The organism is Streptomyces sp. sk2.1, from assembly GCF_008120935.1.
Taxonomy (GTDB): Bacteria; Actinomycetota; Actinomycetes; order Streptomycetales; family Streptomycetaceae; genus Streptomyces.
Genome location: NZ_RDBO01000055.1, coordinates 496,967 through 512,315, shown reverse-complemented (window position 1 = coordinate 512,315; position 15,349 = coordinate 496,967). Strand labels below are relative to the sequence as shown.

The 15,349-nt window shown below is 73.4% G+C and carries 13 protein-coding genes and 2 pseudogenes; 8 read left to right on the top strand and 7 right to left on the bottom strand.

The features are described from left to right. Positions 1-83 precede the first annotated feature (83 nt). Positions 84-518, bottom strand: a complete 435-nt coding sequence (arfB, locus tag EAO76_RS19665; RefSeq protein WP_148837206.1) for an alternative ribosome rescue aminoacyl-tRNA hydrolase ArfB — start codon at positions 516-518, stop codon at positions 84-86. 225 nt (positions 519-743) lie between these two features. Between arfB and EAO76_RS19660 the strand changes: the two genes are divergently transcribed. Further along, positions 744-1,319 carry a TerD family protein gene (locus EAO76_RS19660; protein ID WP_148837205.1) on the top strand — a complete coding sequence of 192 codons (576 nt, stop codon included), beginning with the start codon at positions 744-746 and terminating at the stop codon, positions 1,317-1,319. Positions 1,320-1,426: 107 nt separating this feature from the next. Here EAO76_RS19660 and EAO76_RS19655 read toward each other — a convergent pair. Both EAO76_RS19655 and EAO76_RS19650 read right to left on the bottom strand, forming a co-directional pair. Beyond that, positions 1,427-1,711 (bottom strand): annotated as a pseudogene (locus EAO76_RS19655) (M4 family metallopeptidase); the annotation flags it as partial. A gap of 1 nt (position 1,712) precedes the next feature. Continuing rightward, a pseudogene (locus EAO76_RS19650) lies at positions 1,713-2,171 on the bottom strand (heme-binding protein); the annotation flags it as partial. Between the two features lie 373 nt (positions 2,172-2,544). On the opposite strand from EAO76_RS19650, the gene EAO76_RS19645 reads away from it, so the two are divergent. Together EAO76_RS19645 and EAO76_RS19640 are read left to right on the top strand one after the other, a co-directional pair. Further along, a complete protein-coding gene (locus EAO76_RS19645; RefSeq protein WP_262375620.1) occupies positions 2,545-3,819 on the top strand; it encodes a sensor histidine kinase in 1,275 nt (424 codons plus the stop codon). Further along, positions 3,816-4,445: a response regulator transcription factor gene (locus EAO76_RS19640; protein ID WP_148837204.1), complete on the top strand. Its 630-nt coding sequence runs from the start codon at positions 3,816-3,818 to the stop codon at positions 4,443-4,445. The genes EAO76_RS19645 and EAO76_RS19640 overlap by 4 nt, the downstream gene beginning before the upstream one ends. Before the next feature lie 50 nt (positions 4,446-4,495). On the opposite strand, the gene EAO76_RS19635 is transcribed toward EAO76_RS19640, so the two are convergent. Then, positions 4,496-4,933 (bottom strand): hypothetical protein, encoded by a 438-nt coding sequence (locus tag EAO76_RS19635; RefSeq protein WP_148837203.1) that lies wholly within the window; start codon positions 4,931-4,933, stop codon positions 4,496-4,498. Here EAO76_RS19635 and EAO76_RS19630 point away from each other — a divergent pair. Beyond that, complete coding sequence (locus EAO76_RS19630; RefSeq protein WP_148837202.1) at positions 4,923-5,420, top strand: hypothetical protein; 498 nt, start codon at positions 4,923-4,925, stop codon at positions 5,418-5,420. The two genes, EAO76_RS19635 and EAO76_RS19630, sit on opposite strands and share 11 nt — an antisense overlap. 96 nt (positions 5,421-5,516) lie before the next feature. On the opposite strand, the gene EAO76_RS19625 is transcribed toward EAO76_RS19630, so the two are convergent. Next, complete coding sequence (locus tag EAO76_RS19625) at positions 5,517-6,194, bottom strand: pentapeptide repeat-containing protein (RefSeq protein ID WP_148837201.1); 678 nt, start codon at positions 6,192-6,194, stop codon at positions 5,517-5,519. Positions 6,195-6,309: 115 nt separating this feature from the next. Between EAO76_RS19625 and EAO76_RS19620 the strand changes: the two genes are divergently transcribed. Continuing rightward, the gene (locus tag EAO76_RS19620; RefSeq protein WP_148837200.1) at positions 6,310-7,524 is read left to right on the top strand and encodes an NAD(P)-binding protein; all 1,215 of its coding nucleotides are present in this window, start codon (positions 6,310-6,312) and stop codon (positions 7,522-7,524) included. A 141-nt stretch (positions 7,525-7,665) separates the two neighbouring features. Here EAO76_RS19620 and EAO76_RS19615 read toward each other — a convergent pair whose 3' ends face one another. Beyond that, positions 7,666-8,139 carry a GNAT family N-acetyltransferase gene (locus EAO76_RS19615; protein WP_148837199.1) on the bottom strand — a complete coding sequence of 158 codons (474 nt, stop codon included), beginning with the start codon at positions 8,137-8,139 and terminating at the stop codon, positions 7,666-7,668. Between the two features lie 245 nt (positions 8,140-8,384). Here EAO76_RS19615 and EAO76_RS19610 point away from each other — a divergent pair, with 245 nt between their 5' ends. Together EAO76_RS19610 and EAO76_RS19605 are read left to right on the top strand one after the other, a co-directional pair. Further along, the gene (locus EAO76_RS19610) at positions 8,385-9,056 is read left to right on the top strand and encodes a rhomboid-like protein (RefSeq protein WP_148837198.1); all 672 of its coding nucleotides are present in this window, start codon (positions 8,385-8,387) and stop codon (positions 9,054-9,056) included. Positions 9,057-9,135: 79 nt separating this feature from the next. Then, positions 9,136-10,536, top strand: a complete 1,401-nt coding sequence (locus EAO76_RS19605) for an FAD-binding oxidoreductase (protein WP_148837197.1) — start codon at positions 9,136-9,138, stop codon at positions 10,534-10,536. Between the two features lie 79 nt (positions 10,537-10,615). Here EAO76_RS19605 and EAO76_RS19600 read toward each other — a convergent pair whose 3' ends face one another. Continuing rightward, positions 10,616-13,264: a lectin-like domain-containing protein gene (locus EAO76_RS19600; protein ID WP_148837196.1), complete on the bottom strand. Its 2,649-nt coding sequence runs from the start codon at positions 13,262-13,264 to the stop codon at positions 10,616-10,618. A 357-nt stretch (positions 13,265-13,621) separates the two neighbouring features. Between EAO76_RS19600 and EAO76_RS19595 the strand changes: the two genes are divergently transcribed. Next, positions 13,622-15,349 (top strand): thiamine pyrophosphate-binding protein (locus tag EAO76_RS19595; RefSeq protein ID WP_148837427.1); only part of this gene is annotated, 1,728 nt, incomplete at its 3' end.

Sequence of the window (15,349 nt, the reverse complement as noted above, 5' to 3'; positions counted from 1 at the left end):
GTGCGGGACGTCAGAGGGGGACGGGGCGCCGCAGGGCACGGATGAGGCGTGCGTGGCGCGTGGGGACGGGCGCGGGGGCGTCGTCACCAGTCGCGGCCGGAGCGGCCGCGCTTCGTCTCGCCGCGCTGCTTCTTCTCGCGCAGCCGCCGCTCGTTGATCCCCCGCGGGATCCTGGTCTTGCGGCGCGGCCTGGGGGGCGGCGCCGTCGCCTCGGCCAGCAGCGAGGCGAGCCGGACGAGGGCCGTCTCGCGGTTGCGCCACTGGGAGCGGTGCTCGGAGGCCCGTACCGCGATCACCCCGCCCACGAGCCGGCTCTCCAGGCGCTGGAGGGCCCGCTCCTTCCACACCTCGGGAAGGGCCTCGGTCGCCGCGAGGTCGAAGCGGAGCTCCACCTGGGAATCGCTGGTGTTGACGTGCTGCCCGCCGGGCCCGGAGGACCGCGAGAAACGCCACATGAGCTCGGCCTCCGGCAGGGAGACCGAGCCGCGGATGACATAGGGCCCGGACATGACACCCATGTTCCCCGGCCCGCGGGGTGTCCGTCACCTTCTTTTGCCGTACCTCCTTCATGCCGCACCGGTCACCGGACGTCGGACGCCGCCGGGGCACGGGGCCGACCGGAGGTACTTCGGTAAAGAAAGCAAAGGGAGCAGGAACCTCACGGTCCCCCGCCCGCGTTATGACCTGTGACGGTAGCTTCGTGATGACATGAAGCCCGCACTCGACGATGAAAGGGACTTCCCATGGCTGTAAGCCTGTCCAAGGGCGGCAACGTCTCCCTCACCAAGGAGGCCCCGGGCCTGACCGCCGTCACGGTCGGCCTCGGCTGGGACGTCCGCACCACCACCGGCACCGACTTCGACCTCGACGCCTCGGCGATCGCGGTCAACCCGGCGGGGAAGGTCGTCTCCGACGGCCACTTCGTCTTCTTCAACAACAAGTCGACGCCGGACCAGACCATCGTCCACACCGGTGACAACGTCACGGGCCAGGGCGAGGGCGACGACGAGCAGATCAACGTCAACCTGGCGGGCCTGCCGGCCGACGTCGACAAGATCGTCTTCCCGGTCTCCATCTACGACGCCGAGAACCGCAGCCAGAACTTCGGCCAGGTGCGCAACGCGTTCATCCGCATCGTGAACCAGGCCGGCGGCGCCGAGATCGCCCGTTACGACCTGAGCGAGGACGCCGCCACCGAGACCGCCATGGTCTTCGGCGAGCTGTACCGCAACGGTGCGGAGTGGAAGTTCCGCGCCGTCGGCCAGGGCTACGCCTCGGGCCTGCGCGGCATCGCCCAGGACTTCGGCGTCAACATCTGAGCCGACCCCTGCACGGGAGTCCCGGTGCCCGGTGCCCGACGCGGGTGATCCGGCCCCCGGGCACGGAACGGAAAAGCCCCCGGCCGTCACGGCCGGGGGTTTTTCGTGCCCGTGAACCGGGCCGCCCCTTTTCCCGGACGCGCCCCATCTTTTCCCCGCGCCGCTCCCTCGGACAGCAGGTAGAAGAAGTGGTTGGCGACACCGGAGGAGTAGTGCACGTCGAGGTCGCCGACGCTGCTGTCCCAGTAGTCGGCCGAGCCGCCGTCCTTGCTCGGCTCGTCCATGTAGCGCAGCGGGGTGCCGTCGCCGTTGATGTCGATCTTCTCGCCGATGAGGTAGTCGCCGACGTCCGTGCTGTTGTCGGCGGCGAACTCCACCGAGGTGCCGAGGATCCTTCGCGGTGACGGGGGCGCCGCCGCCGAGGAAGAGGGTGCCCGGGATGTCCTTCAGCGTCGGGGCGTTCTCCAGGCGCTTGACCAGTTCGGAGGTGGGGGCGTTCCAGGAGACGGCGGTGTAGGCCTTCTTCACGGCCGACTCGTAGGACTGCGGGCCGGCGCCGTCGCCGCGCAGGGTGACGACGGTGTTGCCGTTGCGGTCGACGACGGCGACCGAGACGCGCTGGTTCTCCTTCTCCGCGGCGTCCAGCGTCGCCCGCGCCGCCTTCGTCGCGGCCTCGACCGTCAGGTGGGTGCTCTGCATGAGGTTGCCGTCCGCGGCGTCGGCCGTGACGGCGGCGGGCGCGGCGGCCGGGGTGGAGGCGCTGGCGGACACGGCGCCGAACGTACCGGCACCGAGGGCGGCGACGAGGGCGGCACCGGTCAGGACACGGGTGCGGACGGACAGCTTCTTCACGGTGACTCCTACGACTACGGCTGCGACAGCGGCGGACGAGCCCGTTCGGCTCCGACATCCATGCTCCGGCCGCCCACGGCGCCGTACGGTCGATGGACCGGCTCGATGCCGGGCGCGGGACGGCCGACGGTCCCATCGGCCGATCGGTTGATGCGGAGCCGCCCGTCCGGGGTGATCGTGGAGGTATCACGACCTGGGGAGCGAGAGGTACGAGGTGGAGCACCGACCCCGATCGGCACCCGGCGCGGGCCGGCCGGACGACACCCCGGTCAACGCCCCGGCCGCCCCTGCCGACACCCCGGCCGCACGGGGCGCGGCCACCACCCGGCCCCTGCCCGCCGGCCGCGACGGCCGCTCCCCCGCGACCGGCCGGCTGCTGTCCGCGGTCAGGGGCCGGCGCGCCCCCGCCGACCGGACGCCCGATCCGGACGCCCGGTGGCTCACGCTCCTGATGCATGCCGCGTTCTTCCTGCTGCTCGGCGCCTCGCTCACCCGCTTCCTGCTGCGGCACCCCGGCGAGGCCCGCACGCCGTGGATCATCGCGCTCTCCGTCGCCCTGGCCGCGCTGTACGTGCTCGGGCCCGTGCTCGGCTCGCGTCCGACGCCGCGCTCCCTGGTGTGGCTGGGGGTCCTGGTCGCCGTGTGGATGGTGCTGGTGGTGCTCGCGCCGAGCTTCGCGTGGTGCGCGGTGCCGCTCTTCTACACCGGGCTGCGCATCCTCCCGCCGCGCGCCGCGCTCGCCCTCGTCTGTCTGCTCACCCTGTTCGTCGTCGCCGCGCAGCTGCGGCTGGCCAAGGGCTTCGACCCGAGCCTGGTGCTCGCCCCGCCCGCCGTGGCGGCCATCGCGACGGCGGTCTTCGTCCACATGCGGCGGCAGGCCGCGCGCCAGCGCGAACTGTCCGAGCAGCAGCGCGAACTGATCGCCGACCTGCTGCGCACCCGCCGCGAACTGGCCGCCACCGAACGCCGCGAGGGGACCCTCGCGGAACGCCAGCGGCTCTCCATGGAGATCCACGACACCCTCGCGCAGGGCCTGTCCAGCCAGCAGATGCTGCTCCAGGCCGCCGACCGCACCTGGGACACCGACCCGGCGACCGCCCGCCGCCACGTCCGTACGGCCACCACCATCGCGGAGAGCAACCTCGCCGAGGCCCGCCGCTTCGTCCACGACCTGGCCCCGGCCGACCTCGCGGAGGGCGGCGGCCTGGAGGCGGCCCTGCACGCCCTGGCCACCCGTGAGACGGCGCAGTCGCAGGGGCGGCTCACCGTCCACTGCCACGTGGAGGGGGAGGGCCACGCCGCGCTGCCCGACCGGGTGCAGTCCGCGCTCCTGCGCATCGCCCAGGGCGCGCTGGCCAATGTGAAGGAGCACGCGCACGCGACGGAGGCGGCGCTGACCCTGACCCACCTCGACGACCGGGTCGTCCTGGACATCACCGACAACGGGCAGGGCTTCGTGCCGCCCGAGCGCCCCGGCCCCGCCAGGGGCGTGCGCGGCCACGGGCTGCCCGCGATCCGGGCCCGGCTGCACCAGCTCGGCGGCACGCTGACGATCGAGTCGGCGCCGGGCGAGGGTACGGTGCTGTCCGCCGCCGTGCCGCTCACCCCGGCCACCGCACCGCCGACCGCCCCGGAGGACCTCGCATGACCGCGACGCCGCCCGTACGCATCCTGCTCTGCGACGACCACGTCGTGGTACGCGCCGGTCTGCTCGCCCTCCTCGGCAGCGAACCGGACATCGAGGTCGTCGGCGAGGCCGGCAGCGGCGAGGAGGCCGTCGCCCTGGCCGCCAAGCTCACCCCGGACGTCGTCCTGATGGACCTTCAGCTCGGCGAGGGCATCGACGGCGTCGAGGCGACCCGCCGCATCTCCGCCACCGGCGTCCATGTACTGGTCCTCACCACGTACGACACGGACGCCGACATCACCCGCGCCATCGAGGCGGGCGCCACCGGCTACCTGCTGAAGGCCGAGCGCCCGGAGGAGCTCTTCGCCGCGATCCGCTCGGCCGCCCAGGGCCGTACGACGCTCTCCCCGCCGGTGGCCAGCCGGGTCATGGCCCGGATGCGCAAGCCCCTGCCCACCCTCACCGACCGGGAGCTCGACATCCTGGCCCAGCTCTCCCACGGCCTGGGCAACCGCGACATCGCCCGGGCCCTGTTCATCAGCGAGGCCACGGTCAAGACCCACCTGGGCCGGATCTACGACAAGCTCGGCGTCGACACCCGCGCGGGCGCCGTCGCCGTGGCGAAGGAACAGCGCCTGCTGCCGTGAGGGCCGCCCCTCGGCGGAGGAACGGCGCCCGTTGCCACGAGGGGCCGTCGTCAGCCCTCGTCGAGGAGTTCGTCGGTCGTCTTCGCCGTGAACGCCCGGTCGACCCAGAGGCCGGGCGTCCGCAGATCCCGGCACGAGCCGGTCCGTTCCCGGACGGCGTCGCTCACGGCCACGCCCCGGCGGTCCAGCATCCGCAGCACGCTCGGGGAGCGTTCCTTCGCGATGCCCTCCTCCCGGCCCTCCTCGCGCCTCTCCTCGCGTCCCTCCTTGCGGAAACTCTCGGCGACGATGCCGCGGAAGTGGCTGAGGCTCGTGCTCATCACATTCCTCCAGATCCCGCGGGCTGGGGGGTCGCCCAGCCCCGCCTCGGTGAATTCGGCGAAGATCGCCGCGGCATCGGCGTCCGTCACGGCGGGAACGTCGAGCGCACCGGTCGCCCCGGCGTCGACGGTCCTGCGGGCATGGCACCATCGAGGCGTGCTCGACATCGGCTACTCCCTCTCCCGGCGCTTCCCCGACCCGCCGCAGACCGACTACCGCCGCGCGGACGTCCACGCGCTGCGGCACGACCTGTTCTCCGGGGACGTCTACCTCGCGGACACCAAGGAGGACCGCGAGGTATCCACGGCCTGGGGATGGGTGCCGGTGCTCGACTTCGCGTGGGCGCTGTGCGACATCGTCGAGCGGATCGACCAGGACCCGCGGGGCAACCGCTCGCACCGGCAGCAGTTCGCCGAGCTGGACTTCACCGAGTCGTCCGACCGGATGCTCTTCGAGCGCCGCTTCGGCTGGGTGGACATCGAGGCCGACTGGATGCCCGGCGACGAACCCCCGCTCACCTTCAGCCACTCGCTGCTGCGCCGCGAGGCCCGCGACTTCCTGCACGATCTGATCGCCGACCTCTCCGACATGCACGAGGGGCTCGCCGACAACCCCGTGATCTGGGACCTCCAGGCCCGCTTCCCCCGCGTCTGACCCCGCGGGCCCGTACCCATACGCGGATCCCGTACCCGTACGGATCCCGTACCCGTACGGATCCCGTACCCGTGCGCCCCGCCCGGCCCGTGGCCGTCACGCCTCCACCCGCACCCCGATCTGCGCCGCGAACGCGGGCGCCAGCTCCATCAGCTGTACCGGGCTGATCACCGCGCCCGACAACCGCTCCACCCCGCGCGCGATGTCCAGTTCCGCGACCGCCCGAAGGTCCACCGCGTCCATCCGCACGGAGCTGAAGTCGACCCGCTTCAGCACGCAGTCGCGGAACTCCACCCGCGTCAGCTGCGCGTCCCCGAAATCCGGCTCGGAGAGCACACAGCCCTCGAACACCACGTCCTTGAGCCGGGCCTTCCGCAGATTCAGGTAGTCGATCTTCCCGCCGCGCACGAGCACCCGCTCCAACACCGCGCCGTGCAGCTGCACCCCGCCCAGTCGCGCGTCCACCACCTCCACGTCGCGCAGCGACGCCCCCGCGAGGTCGGTGCCCACGCCCCGTACGCCCGTCAGCACCGAGTCGATGAACCGGGCCCTGCCCAGCTCCGTGCGGTCCAGCACACAGCCGTCCAGCGCGCAGTCCATGAACCGGGCCCCGGGGCCCGAGCCGTCCGCGAGGTCCGTCCCGTCGAACCGCACCCCGTCGTAATCGCCGTCCGGCTCCAGTCCCGCGCCGTCGTACGGGACGAGCGGCGGCAGCCGCACCTCGGGCCGCCGTGCCGTCGCGATGGTGTCCGTCTTCCTGCTGCTGCGTGCCATCCCTCCATCGTGACCCACGCCACTGACAACGCCCCTCCCCGATGTCACGAACCGTGCCCCGCGAACCGTCCAGTGGTCGGCAGCACGCTCCAGCGAAGGAGAAGGAGACCGGGAAATGCAGCGCATCCACGTCATCGGCGGCGGCCTCGCCGGGTTCACCGCGGCGATCACCGCCGCCGAGTCCGGCGTCCGGGTGACCCTCCACGAGGCCCACCACACCCCCGGCGGACGGGCCAGGACCGCCGAGGGCAGGTACCTCACCAACGAGGGGCCGCACGCCCTCTACCGCCGCGGGCCGCACTGGGCCTGGCTCGAACGGCGGGGGCTCCTCGGCGCCGTCGCCGCCGTGCCGCCCCTCGAAGGCACCAGGCTCCGCTTCCGCCTCGGGGGCACCCTGCGCCGCGTCCCGCCGCTCGCCCTCCTCCGACTCGCCCGCCGGGGCGCGGAACACGCCCCCGTCGACGTCGACTTCCGCACCTGGGCGACCGGACAGGTCGGCGAGGAGGCCGCCCTCGTGGCCTCGCACTACTCCGCCGTGGCGCTCTACCACCACGACCCCGGCGCGCTCTCCGCCGCGTTCGTCCAGGAGCGGCTGCACCGCGCCGCCGCCCTGCCGCCCGAGGCCCGCTACCCCGTGGGCGGCTGGGCCCAGGTCATCGACCGGATGGCGGCCCGCGCCTGGAACCTCGGCGTCCGGGTCGAGACGGCGTCCCGCGTCGACGCCGCCGGGCTCGCCGACCTGAGCCGGCAGGGTCCGGTGGTCGTCGCCACCTCCCTCGACTCGGCCCGCGCCCTGCTCGGTGACTCCTCGCTGGTCTGGGACAGCGGCAGGACCGCCCTGATCGACCTGGCCCTGCGCACCCGGCGCGGCGACGCGTTCGCCGTGTCCGACCTGGACGCCCCCGGCTGGATCGAGCGCTTCAGCGCCCAGGACCGCACCCTCGCGCCCGCCGGGCAGCAGCTCGTCCAGGGACAGTTCCCCCTCGCCCCGGACGAGCCCCGGTCCGTGGGCATCGCCCGTGCCGAGGAGGTCCTCGACCTCGGCTTCCCCGGCTGGCGGGAGCGCGTCGAGTGGCGGCGCGAGGCCACCTCGTCCGGCCGCACCGGTGCGGTCGACCGGCCCGGCACCACCTGGCGCGACCGGCCCGCCATCGACCGCGGCGACGGCGTCTACCTCGCGGGCGACCAGGTCGCGGCACCCGGCCTGCTCAGCGAGGTGTCGTTCAACAGCGGTATGGAGGCGGCCCTGCTCGCCACCGGGGCGACGGAGACCCACCGCACCCGCACCGGCCGGACCCGTCGCACCGACCGCACCGCGACGGCGGGATAGCCCGGCCCCGAACAGTCCGACGCGAGCCGGTGCGATCCGGCACAAACCGGCCAGGATCGGCTCGGACCGCCAGGACCGGAGGACGGCGGAGCCGGGTGTCCCGGCCCCGGGGCGGCCCCTCGGGGGACGGGCCGCCCCGGCTCACCGCCCGCCGAGTCCGGCCAGCGCCCCGTCCGTCAGCCGGTACACCGTCCACTCGTCCTGCGGACGGGCGCCCAGCGACTCGTAGAACGCGATGGACGGGGCGTTCCAGTCCAGGACCGACCACTCCAGCCGCTGGTAGCCGCGCTCCACGCAGATCCGGGCCAGCTCCGTCAGCAGCGCCTTCCCGTGCCCGCCGCCGCGCCGCTCCGGGCGTACGTACAGGTCCTCCAGGTAGATGCCGTGCACCCCGCGCCAGGTGGAGAAGTTCAGGAACCACAGCGCGAAGCCGACCGCCTCGCCGTCGTCGGCCTCGGCGATGTGCGCGTACGCGGCGGGCCGCTCGCCGAACAGCGCCTCGTGCAACTGCTCCTCGGTGGCCCTCACCTCGTCCAGGGCCTTCTCGTATTCGGCCAGCTCACGGACCATGGCGTGGATGACGGGGACGTCGGCGGGGGTGGCGGTGCGAATCATGGGGGCAGGGTAAACGGGAACGTCCGTTCCGGCCCGTCCCGTCTTGAGGGCCGGAACGAATGACCGTCCCGAGGACCGGACCGGACACCTGCCCCGAGGACCGGACCGGATGCCCGCCCCGGGCCGGACCGGGTGGCGGTCGGAGCGGCCGGAATGTCGCTCACGCGGACGATCACGGGGCCGTGCGTCAATCGGTCATGACTCCGCGCAGCCCCGCCCGAGCCACCGGCCGACGGTACGGAGCCATGAGCCGGCGCCGCACCGCCGCCGGCTCATGGCTCCGTACCGTCGGCCGGTGGCTCCGCGGCATCGGCTCGTGGATCCGCAGTGCGCCCGGCACCTACCTCTGGCTGGCCGCGCTCTTCGTCACCACCGTCATCGTCCACCGGATGTCGCCGGACATCGAGGAGGACTTCCTGCGCGAGCGCTCGACCAACCTCGACGGGCTCTCCCAGGACCCCGTGCGCGTCCTGATCGCCAGTGCCTTCTGGATCGACGGCGGGCGCTGGCTCCCCTGCGCCGCCCTGTACACCGTCTTCCACGCCCCCGCCGAGCGCCGGCTCGGCACCCCGCGCTGGCTCGCCGTCGTCGTCCTGTCCCACGTCCTCGCCACCCTCGTCAGCGAGGGCGTCCTGGCCTGGGCGATCCGGCACGGGCACGTGCCGCAGTCCGCCACCGGCACCCTCGACGTCGGGGTCAGCTACGCGCTCGCGGGCGTCGTCGGCGTCATCACGTACCTCGTCCCGCCGCTCTGGCGCCGCGTGTACCTCTTCTCCGTCCTCGTCGTCTACGGCATCCCCCTCGCCACCGGCCGCGGCTTCACCGACGTCGGCCACTTCACCGCCGTGCTCGTCGGCCTCGCCTGCCGACCGCTGGTACCGCACCGGACCGGGACGGAAACCCCCTCGGCGCAGTAACGTCCCGCCCGGAGAGCACACACCCTTCACGCCGCGGCGTCACACCGGACGGCGTCACACCGGACAAACCAGGGGCAACATGAACACCGTCAGCACCGTCAACGGCGGCATATCGTTCTGGTACGCGGACCAGGGCACTCCCCCCGCCCGGGAGCCCCTGCCCGGCGACACCACCGCCGACGTCTGCATCGTCGGCGGCGGATACACCGGGCTGTGGACCGCCTACTACCTCAAGAAGGCCGTCCCCTTCCTCAACATCACCGTCCTGGAAGCCAAGTTCTGCGGATACGGCGCCTCCGGACGCAACGGCGGCTGGCTCTACAACGGCATCGCGGGCCGCGACCGCTACGCGAAGCTCCACGGCCACGAGGCCGCCGTCCGCCTCCAGCAGGCGATGAACGAGACCGTCGACGAGGTCGTACGGGTGGCCGCCGAGGAGGACATCGACGCCGACATCCACCGCGGCGGAGTCCTCGAAGTCGCCTACACCCCCGCCCAACTGGCCAGGCTCAAGGACTTCCACTCCGTGGAGATCGCCTTCGGCGAGACGGACCGCGTGCTGCGCGGCGCCCGCGAGACCTGCGAACGCGTCAACGTCACCGGGGCCGTCGGCTCCACCTGGACCCCGCACGGCGCCCGGCTGCACCCGGTCAAGCTCGTCAAGGGCCTCGCCGCGACCGTCGAGGCGCTCGGCGTCACCATCCACGAGTCGACGCCCGTCACCGAGATCGAGCCCAAGCACGCGCACACCCCGTACGGCACCGTCCGCGCCCCGTACGTCCTGCGCTGCACCGAGGGCTTCACCGCGAACCTCAAGGGCCAGCGGCGCACCTGGCTCCCCATGAACTCCTCGATGATCGTGACCGAGCCGCTGCCGCCGTCGGTCTGGGACACCATCGGCTGGGACGGCCGCGAGACCCTCGGCGACATGGCGCACGCCTACATGTACGCCCAGCGCACCGCGGACGACCGGATCGCGCTCGGCGGCCGGGGCGTCCCGTACCGCTTCGGCTCGGCCACCGACAACGACGGCCGCACCCAGCCCGCGACCATCGAGGCCCTGCGCGAGATCCTCGTCCGGTTCTTCCCCACCACCGCGGGCGCCCGCATCGACCACGCCTGGTCGGGCGTGCTCGGCGTCCCCCGCGACTGGTGCGCCACCGTCACCCTCGACCGCTCCACCGGCCTGGGCTGGGCGGGCGGGTACGTCGGCTCCGGCGTCGCCACCACCAATCTCGCCGCCCGCACCCTGCGCGACCTGATCCAGCAGGACTCCGGCCAGAGCGGCCCCACCGAACTGACCGAACTGCCCTGGGTCGGCCACAAGGTCCGCCGCTGGGAGCCGGAACCCTTCCGCTGGATCGGCGTCCACGGCATGTACGCCGCCTACCGCGCCGCCGACCGCCGCGAACTCACCTCGCCGCGGGCCGGCACGGACCCGGTCGCGAAGGTCGCGGACCGGCTGGCCGGGCGGCACTGACCGGAACGACGGGCGGGCCCCCGCCACCGGGTGGTGGCGGGGGCCCGCGGTTCGTGCGACCGGCCCGGTGCGGGGCGCGTCACCTCACGTGGCACAGGTCCTTGCCGTGGCACGGCTTCGGCTCGGGCTCGGGCTTGGGCTTGCAGTGCTCGCCGCCCTTGTCGTGCTTACCGGGCTTGCCCGGCTCACCTGGCTTGTCGGGGCACGGCTTCGGCTTCGGCTTCGGGTCCGGCTTCGGCTTCGGCTTGCAGTGCTTGCCCTCGCACGGCTTCTTCTCGACGGTGACGCGGGCCCGGTCCTCGTTCGACCGGACGGTCCCGTTCTCGGCCGTGGCCACCGCGATGTTGAGCACCTCGCCGCGCCCGGCGTCGGCGGCCGTGATCGTGTAGGCGCCGGTGCAGGTGGTGGAGGCCCCCGGGGCCAGCGTCGTCACCCGGCAGGTCACGCCCGTCGTCACCCGGTCGTCGGTGACCGAGAGCCCGGTCAGCTCCTGGGAACCGGTGTTGGTGACGGTGTACGTGTACGTCACCTCGTCGCCGACCCGGTACACGCGCGAGTCGTCCACCGTCTTGGCCAGGTGCAGCCCCGGCTCGGTCCCGGCCCGCAGGGTGACCTCGTCGGGTTCCGACACCACCTCGGTGGAACCGGACCGCCCGTGCGCGGCGGCCACGTTGATGACCGTTCCCCGTGCGGCGTCCGCCTCGGTGACGGTGTAGATGCCGGTGCAGGTGGTGGAGGCCCCGGGGGCCAGCGTCGTCGGCAACGGGCAGTCCACGTCCGGCACGAGGTCGTCGGTGACCCCGATGCCGGTCAGTGTCGCGTTGCCTGTGTTGGTGACGGTGTAGGTGTACGCGACCTCGTCGCCGGGCCGGTACACGCGGCTGTCGTCGGCCGACTTCTCCAGCCTCAGCCCCAGCTCGGAGGCGACCGGCACGGTCACGTCGTCGGGCTTCGACTGCACGTCCCTGCCTTCGGACCGCCCGTGCGCGGTGGCGACGTTGGTGACCGATCCCTGTTCGGCGTCGGCGTCCGTGATCGTGTAGGTGCCGGTGCAGGTGGTGCTGTCACCGGTCTGCCCGGCCGGGGCGAGCGTGTACGACCGGCAGGTCACTCCCGTCGTCACCCGGTCGTCGACGATCGAGAGGTCCGTCAGCTGCTCGGGGCCGGTGTTGGTGACGGTGTAGGTGTACGTCACCTTCTCGCCGGCCTCGTACACGCGGGTGTCGTCGGCCGACTTCTCCAGCCGGACCCCGGGCCCGGCCCGGGTCTCCAGGGTGACGTCGTCGGGCGGTGAGTCGATCGTCTCGTTCCCGGACCGCCCGTGCGCGGTGGCGATGTTGGTGATCGAACCGGCCTCGCCGTCCTCCTGAGTGACGGTGTAACTGCCGATGCAGGTCATCGTCTCGCCCACGGCGAGCGTGTCCTTCGGGCATCTCACCCCCGTCGTCACCCGGTTGTCGGTCACGTTCACGCCCGTCAGCGGGACGTTGCCACTGTTGGTCACCACGTACTCGTAGGGCACCTCGGTGCCCGGCGTCACCGGGGTCGGCAGCGGCGGGTCCGCGGGGATCTGCTTGACCAGGTTCAGTCGGGGCAGTTCGGCGGCCGGGTGGACGCTGAGGTTGCGGATGAGGTGGACGTCGGTGAACAGCCCGGTCGACGCGGCGAAGCCGAACTTGTAGGTCGAGGGCACCGGTTGGGGCGCCGGGGTGGACAGCACCTGCTGCGTCCCGTTGCCGTCGTGGAAGTCGATCGAGACCGTGATCACCGGGTTCGGGGCCGGGGAGACCTCGACGGTCACCGTGCGGCGCGAGGGCTCCAGCAGCGCCTCGGCCTCCTGCGGCGTGGCGTCCGCCGGGATCGAGGTGGTCGGCCCCTGCAACTGCCCCGGCAGCGTGGAGGGCCAGGGGCCGGTCGTCGAGAAGTTGCTGGTCGTCGCATCGAGGAAGCAGTAGCCCTCGGTGCCGTCGCCCGGCCCGCGCAGCGTCACCATGTTCGCGCCGGGCGCCGGGATGCGGAAGGGCGTACCGGCCGGGGAGCGGGTGGCGCAGCCGTTGCCGCGGTGTTCCCAGTCGCCGAAGTAGTTGCCGAGGACGTCCAGGCCGACGCCCACGTAACCGCGGTCGACGCCGGGCAGGAAGGTCTCGTTCGGGTCGTCGTCCGGGAGTTTCTGGGCGTAGCCGAGGCTGCCGCCGAAGGCCCCGGGCGCGGTCAGCGACGCGGCGCCGTCGATGAGGAAGAACGAGATGCCGTCGGCCGGAGGGTTGGTCGTCCCCCCGTACTGCCACTGGTCGAAGGTCGTGACCAGCCCCTGGTTCGCCGGGAGCGCGTGGTTGTGGAGCACCGCGGCGGACTGGTCGTTGGACGCGTCGGTCAGCCTGAGGTAGCCGTGCGGCGCGGCATTGTTCGGCGGGACGGGACCGGTCGCGCCGGCCGGACAGCCGGTGAGCGGGTGGGTGCCGGGTCCGGGCGCCGGGGCCTGGGGCGCGCCGGTCAGGCAGGCCGGTCCGAACGCCTCGAACTCCGCGATGGCGTCGGCCCCGGTGAACGTCTCGTCCACCAGCGGTACGCCCACGGGCTGTGCGGCGGCCGTCTGGACCGGCAGCCCCAGACCGGTGGCCACCAGCGCCAGCACCCCCAGCCCGCCCGCGGCCAACCGCCCCGGCCGGCCCTGCCCACGCCCTCGCACCCGACTCCTGGTCGGCGCCCCGAAAAGTCTCAGCCTCATGCCGGGCAAGGTAGGGATCCGGCCCGGCCGCCGGACATGACACACCCCGTGATCGCCGCCCGCCCACCGTCCGGCGTACGCATCGGAATGACGGCCGGTACGACGGATAGCCCGAACGGTCCGAACACGCCCGCACCGCGCCGTCCGCCCTCCCCTCCCGCCCCCGGCCGCAGTCCCGACTGCCTTCTCGGCGGTCCTCCCGGCGGTCTTCCCGGCGGCTCCTCCGGCGTTCCTCCCCGTCGGACCGGTGGCGGGGCCCCGCACCAGCAACTGAACAAATGTTCAGTACCCGCGCGCATTGACAGGGACCGCCCGCACTCCAAATACTGACTGCTCATTCAGTAAGGAGTCCGTGCAGTGCCTGGAGAAACCCCGTCCGAACCGCTCGCGGCCACCCGCGCCCGGCCCCCGCGGAACGACCTCACCGGCGGGGAGGCCCTGGTACGGGCGCTCGCCGCGCACGGCGTGACCCTGGCGTTCGGCATCCCCGGCACCCACAACCTGGAGATCTACCGGCACCTGGCCGCCCACGGCATCGACCACGTCAACCCCCGCCACGAACAGGGCGCGGGCTACGCCGCGGACGCCTGGGCCCGGGTCAGCGGCCGGCCCGGCGTGGCGATCACCACCACCGGCCCGGCCCTGCTGAACATCGCGGCCGCCGTCGGCCAGGCGTACTCCGACAGCGTCCCGCTGCTCGTCGTCTCGCCCGGCATGCCGCTGCGCCACCCCCGGCAGTCGACCGGCCTGCTGCACGAGACGCACGGCCGGGCCGAAGTGCTGCGGGACGTCGCGGCCGTCAGCCACCGGGTGTCCTCGGTCGAGGAGATCGGGGTGGCGGTCGCCCGCGCCTTCACCCTCTTCCGCACGCGGCGCCCCCGGCCCGTGCACATCGAGATACCGCTGGACCTGCTCACCGCCGTGGAACCGGCTGGACCGGTACGGACCGCCCCGCCCCTCTCCCCCGCGGCGGCCGACCCGGAGGCGCTCGCGGCGGCGGCCGGGACGCTGCGCGCGGCCGTCCGGCCCGGGATCGTGCTCGGCGGCGGGGCGCGCGGGGCCGCCGCCGAGTGCCTGCGGCTGGCCGAGGAACTGGGCGCGCCCGTGGTGACCTCGGCCAACGGCAAGGGGATCGTCACGGAGACCCATCCGCTGTCGCTCGGCGTCTCCCTGCACAGCCCGGCCGTGCGCCGTTGGCTCGCGGAGTGCGACGCGGTGCTCGCCGTCGGCACCGAACTCGCCGAGTCCGACCTGTGGGAGCCGCTGCCCGCGCTCGGCGGCACCCTCGTCCGGGCCGACATCGACCCGGCGCAGATGTACGCGGTACCGCCCGCCGGCATCCCCCTGGTCGGCGACGCCCGCCACACCCTGCGCGCACTCCTTGCCGCCCTGCCCGAAACCGTCCCCGCGCACCCCGGAACCGACGGCACACACCCGGGAGCCGACGGCGCACACCCCGGAACCGTTGCCGCATCCCGGACCGCCGGAGCGCATCGGGCCGCCGCCGCGCACCGGGCCGTCGCCGCGCTGCGGGACGAGCGGAACGCCGAGTCCCGCGACCGGGACGCGCACCTGCTGCCGTACCTGGCGGCGATCGGATCGGTGCTCCCCGCGAACACGGTGCTCACCTCCGACAGCGCCCAGTGCTGCTACTACGGCGCGCTCCCACACCTGCCGATCACCCCCGAAGGCCGCTATCTGCACCCGACGGGCTTCGGCACGCTCGGCTACGCGCTGCCCGCCGCCATCGGCGCCAAGGCCGCCGACCCCACCCGCCCGGTCGTCGCGCTGAGCGGCGACGGGGGCCTCCAGTTCTCCGTCCAGGAACTGGCCACCGCCGTGCAGCTGGGGTTCCCGCTGCCCGTCGTGGTCTTCGACAACGGCGGCTACGGCGAGATCCGCGACGAGATGGTGTCCCGCGGCGACCGCCCCACCGCGGTCGACCTGCCGCGGGTCGACCTGCCCGCCCTGGCCCGCGCCTACGGCGGCCACGGCACCCGCGCCGACTCGCCCGAGGCACTCGCCGAGGCCCTGCGCCGGGCCCTGGACACCCCGGGCCCCACCCTCATCACCGTCCCCCAGGAG

Bases quoted from the DNA above. Each gene is read 5' to 3' on its own strand.
- arfB (WP_148837206.1), bottom strand. From the start codon at position 518: ATGGGTGTCATGTCCGGGCCCTATGTCATCCGCGGCTCGGTCTCCCTG.
- EAO76_RS19660 (WP_148837205.1), top strand. From the start codon at position 744: ATGGCTGTAAGCCTGTCCAAGGGCGGCAACGTCTCCCTCACCAAGGAG.
- EAO76_RS19640 (WP_148837204.1), top strand. From the start codon at position 3,816: ATGACCGCGACGCCGCCCGTACGCATCCTGCTCTGCGACGACCACGTC.
- EAO76_RS19635 (WP_148837203.1), bottom strand. From the start codon at position 4,933: ATGTCGAGCACGCCTCGATGGTGCCATGCCCGCAGGACCGTCGACGCC.
- EAO76_RS19625 (WP_148837201.1), bottom strand. From the start codon at position 6,194: ATGGCACGCAGCAGCAGGAAGACGGACACCATCGCGACGGCACGGCGG.
- EAO76_RS19620 (WP_148837200.1), top strand. From the start codon at position 6,310: ATGCAGCGCATCCACGTCATCGGCGGCGGCCTCGCCGGGTTCACCGCG.
- EAO76_RS19615 (WP_148837199.1), bottom strand. From the start codon at position 8,139: ATGATTCGCACCGCCACCCCCGCCGACGTCCCCGTCATCCACGCCATG.
- EAO76_RS19610 (WP_148837198.1), top strand. From the start codon at position 8,385: ATGAGCCGGCGCCGCACCGCCGCCGGCTCATGGCTCCGTACCGTCGGC.
- EAO76_RS19605 (WP_148837197.1), top strand. From the start codon at position 9,136: ATGAACACCGTCAGCACCGTCAACGGCGGCATATCGTTCTGGTACGCG.
- EAO76_RS19600 (WP_148837196.1), bottom strand. From the start codon at position 13,264: ATGAGGCTGAGACTTTTCGGGGCGCCGACCAGGAGTCGGGTGCGAGGG.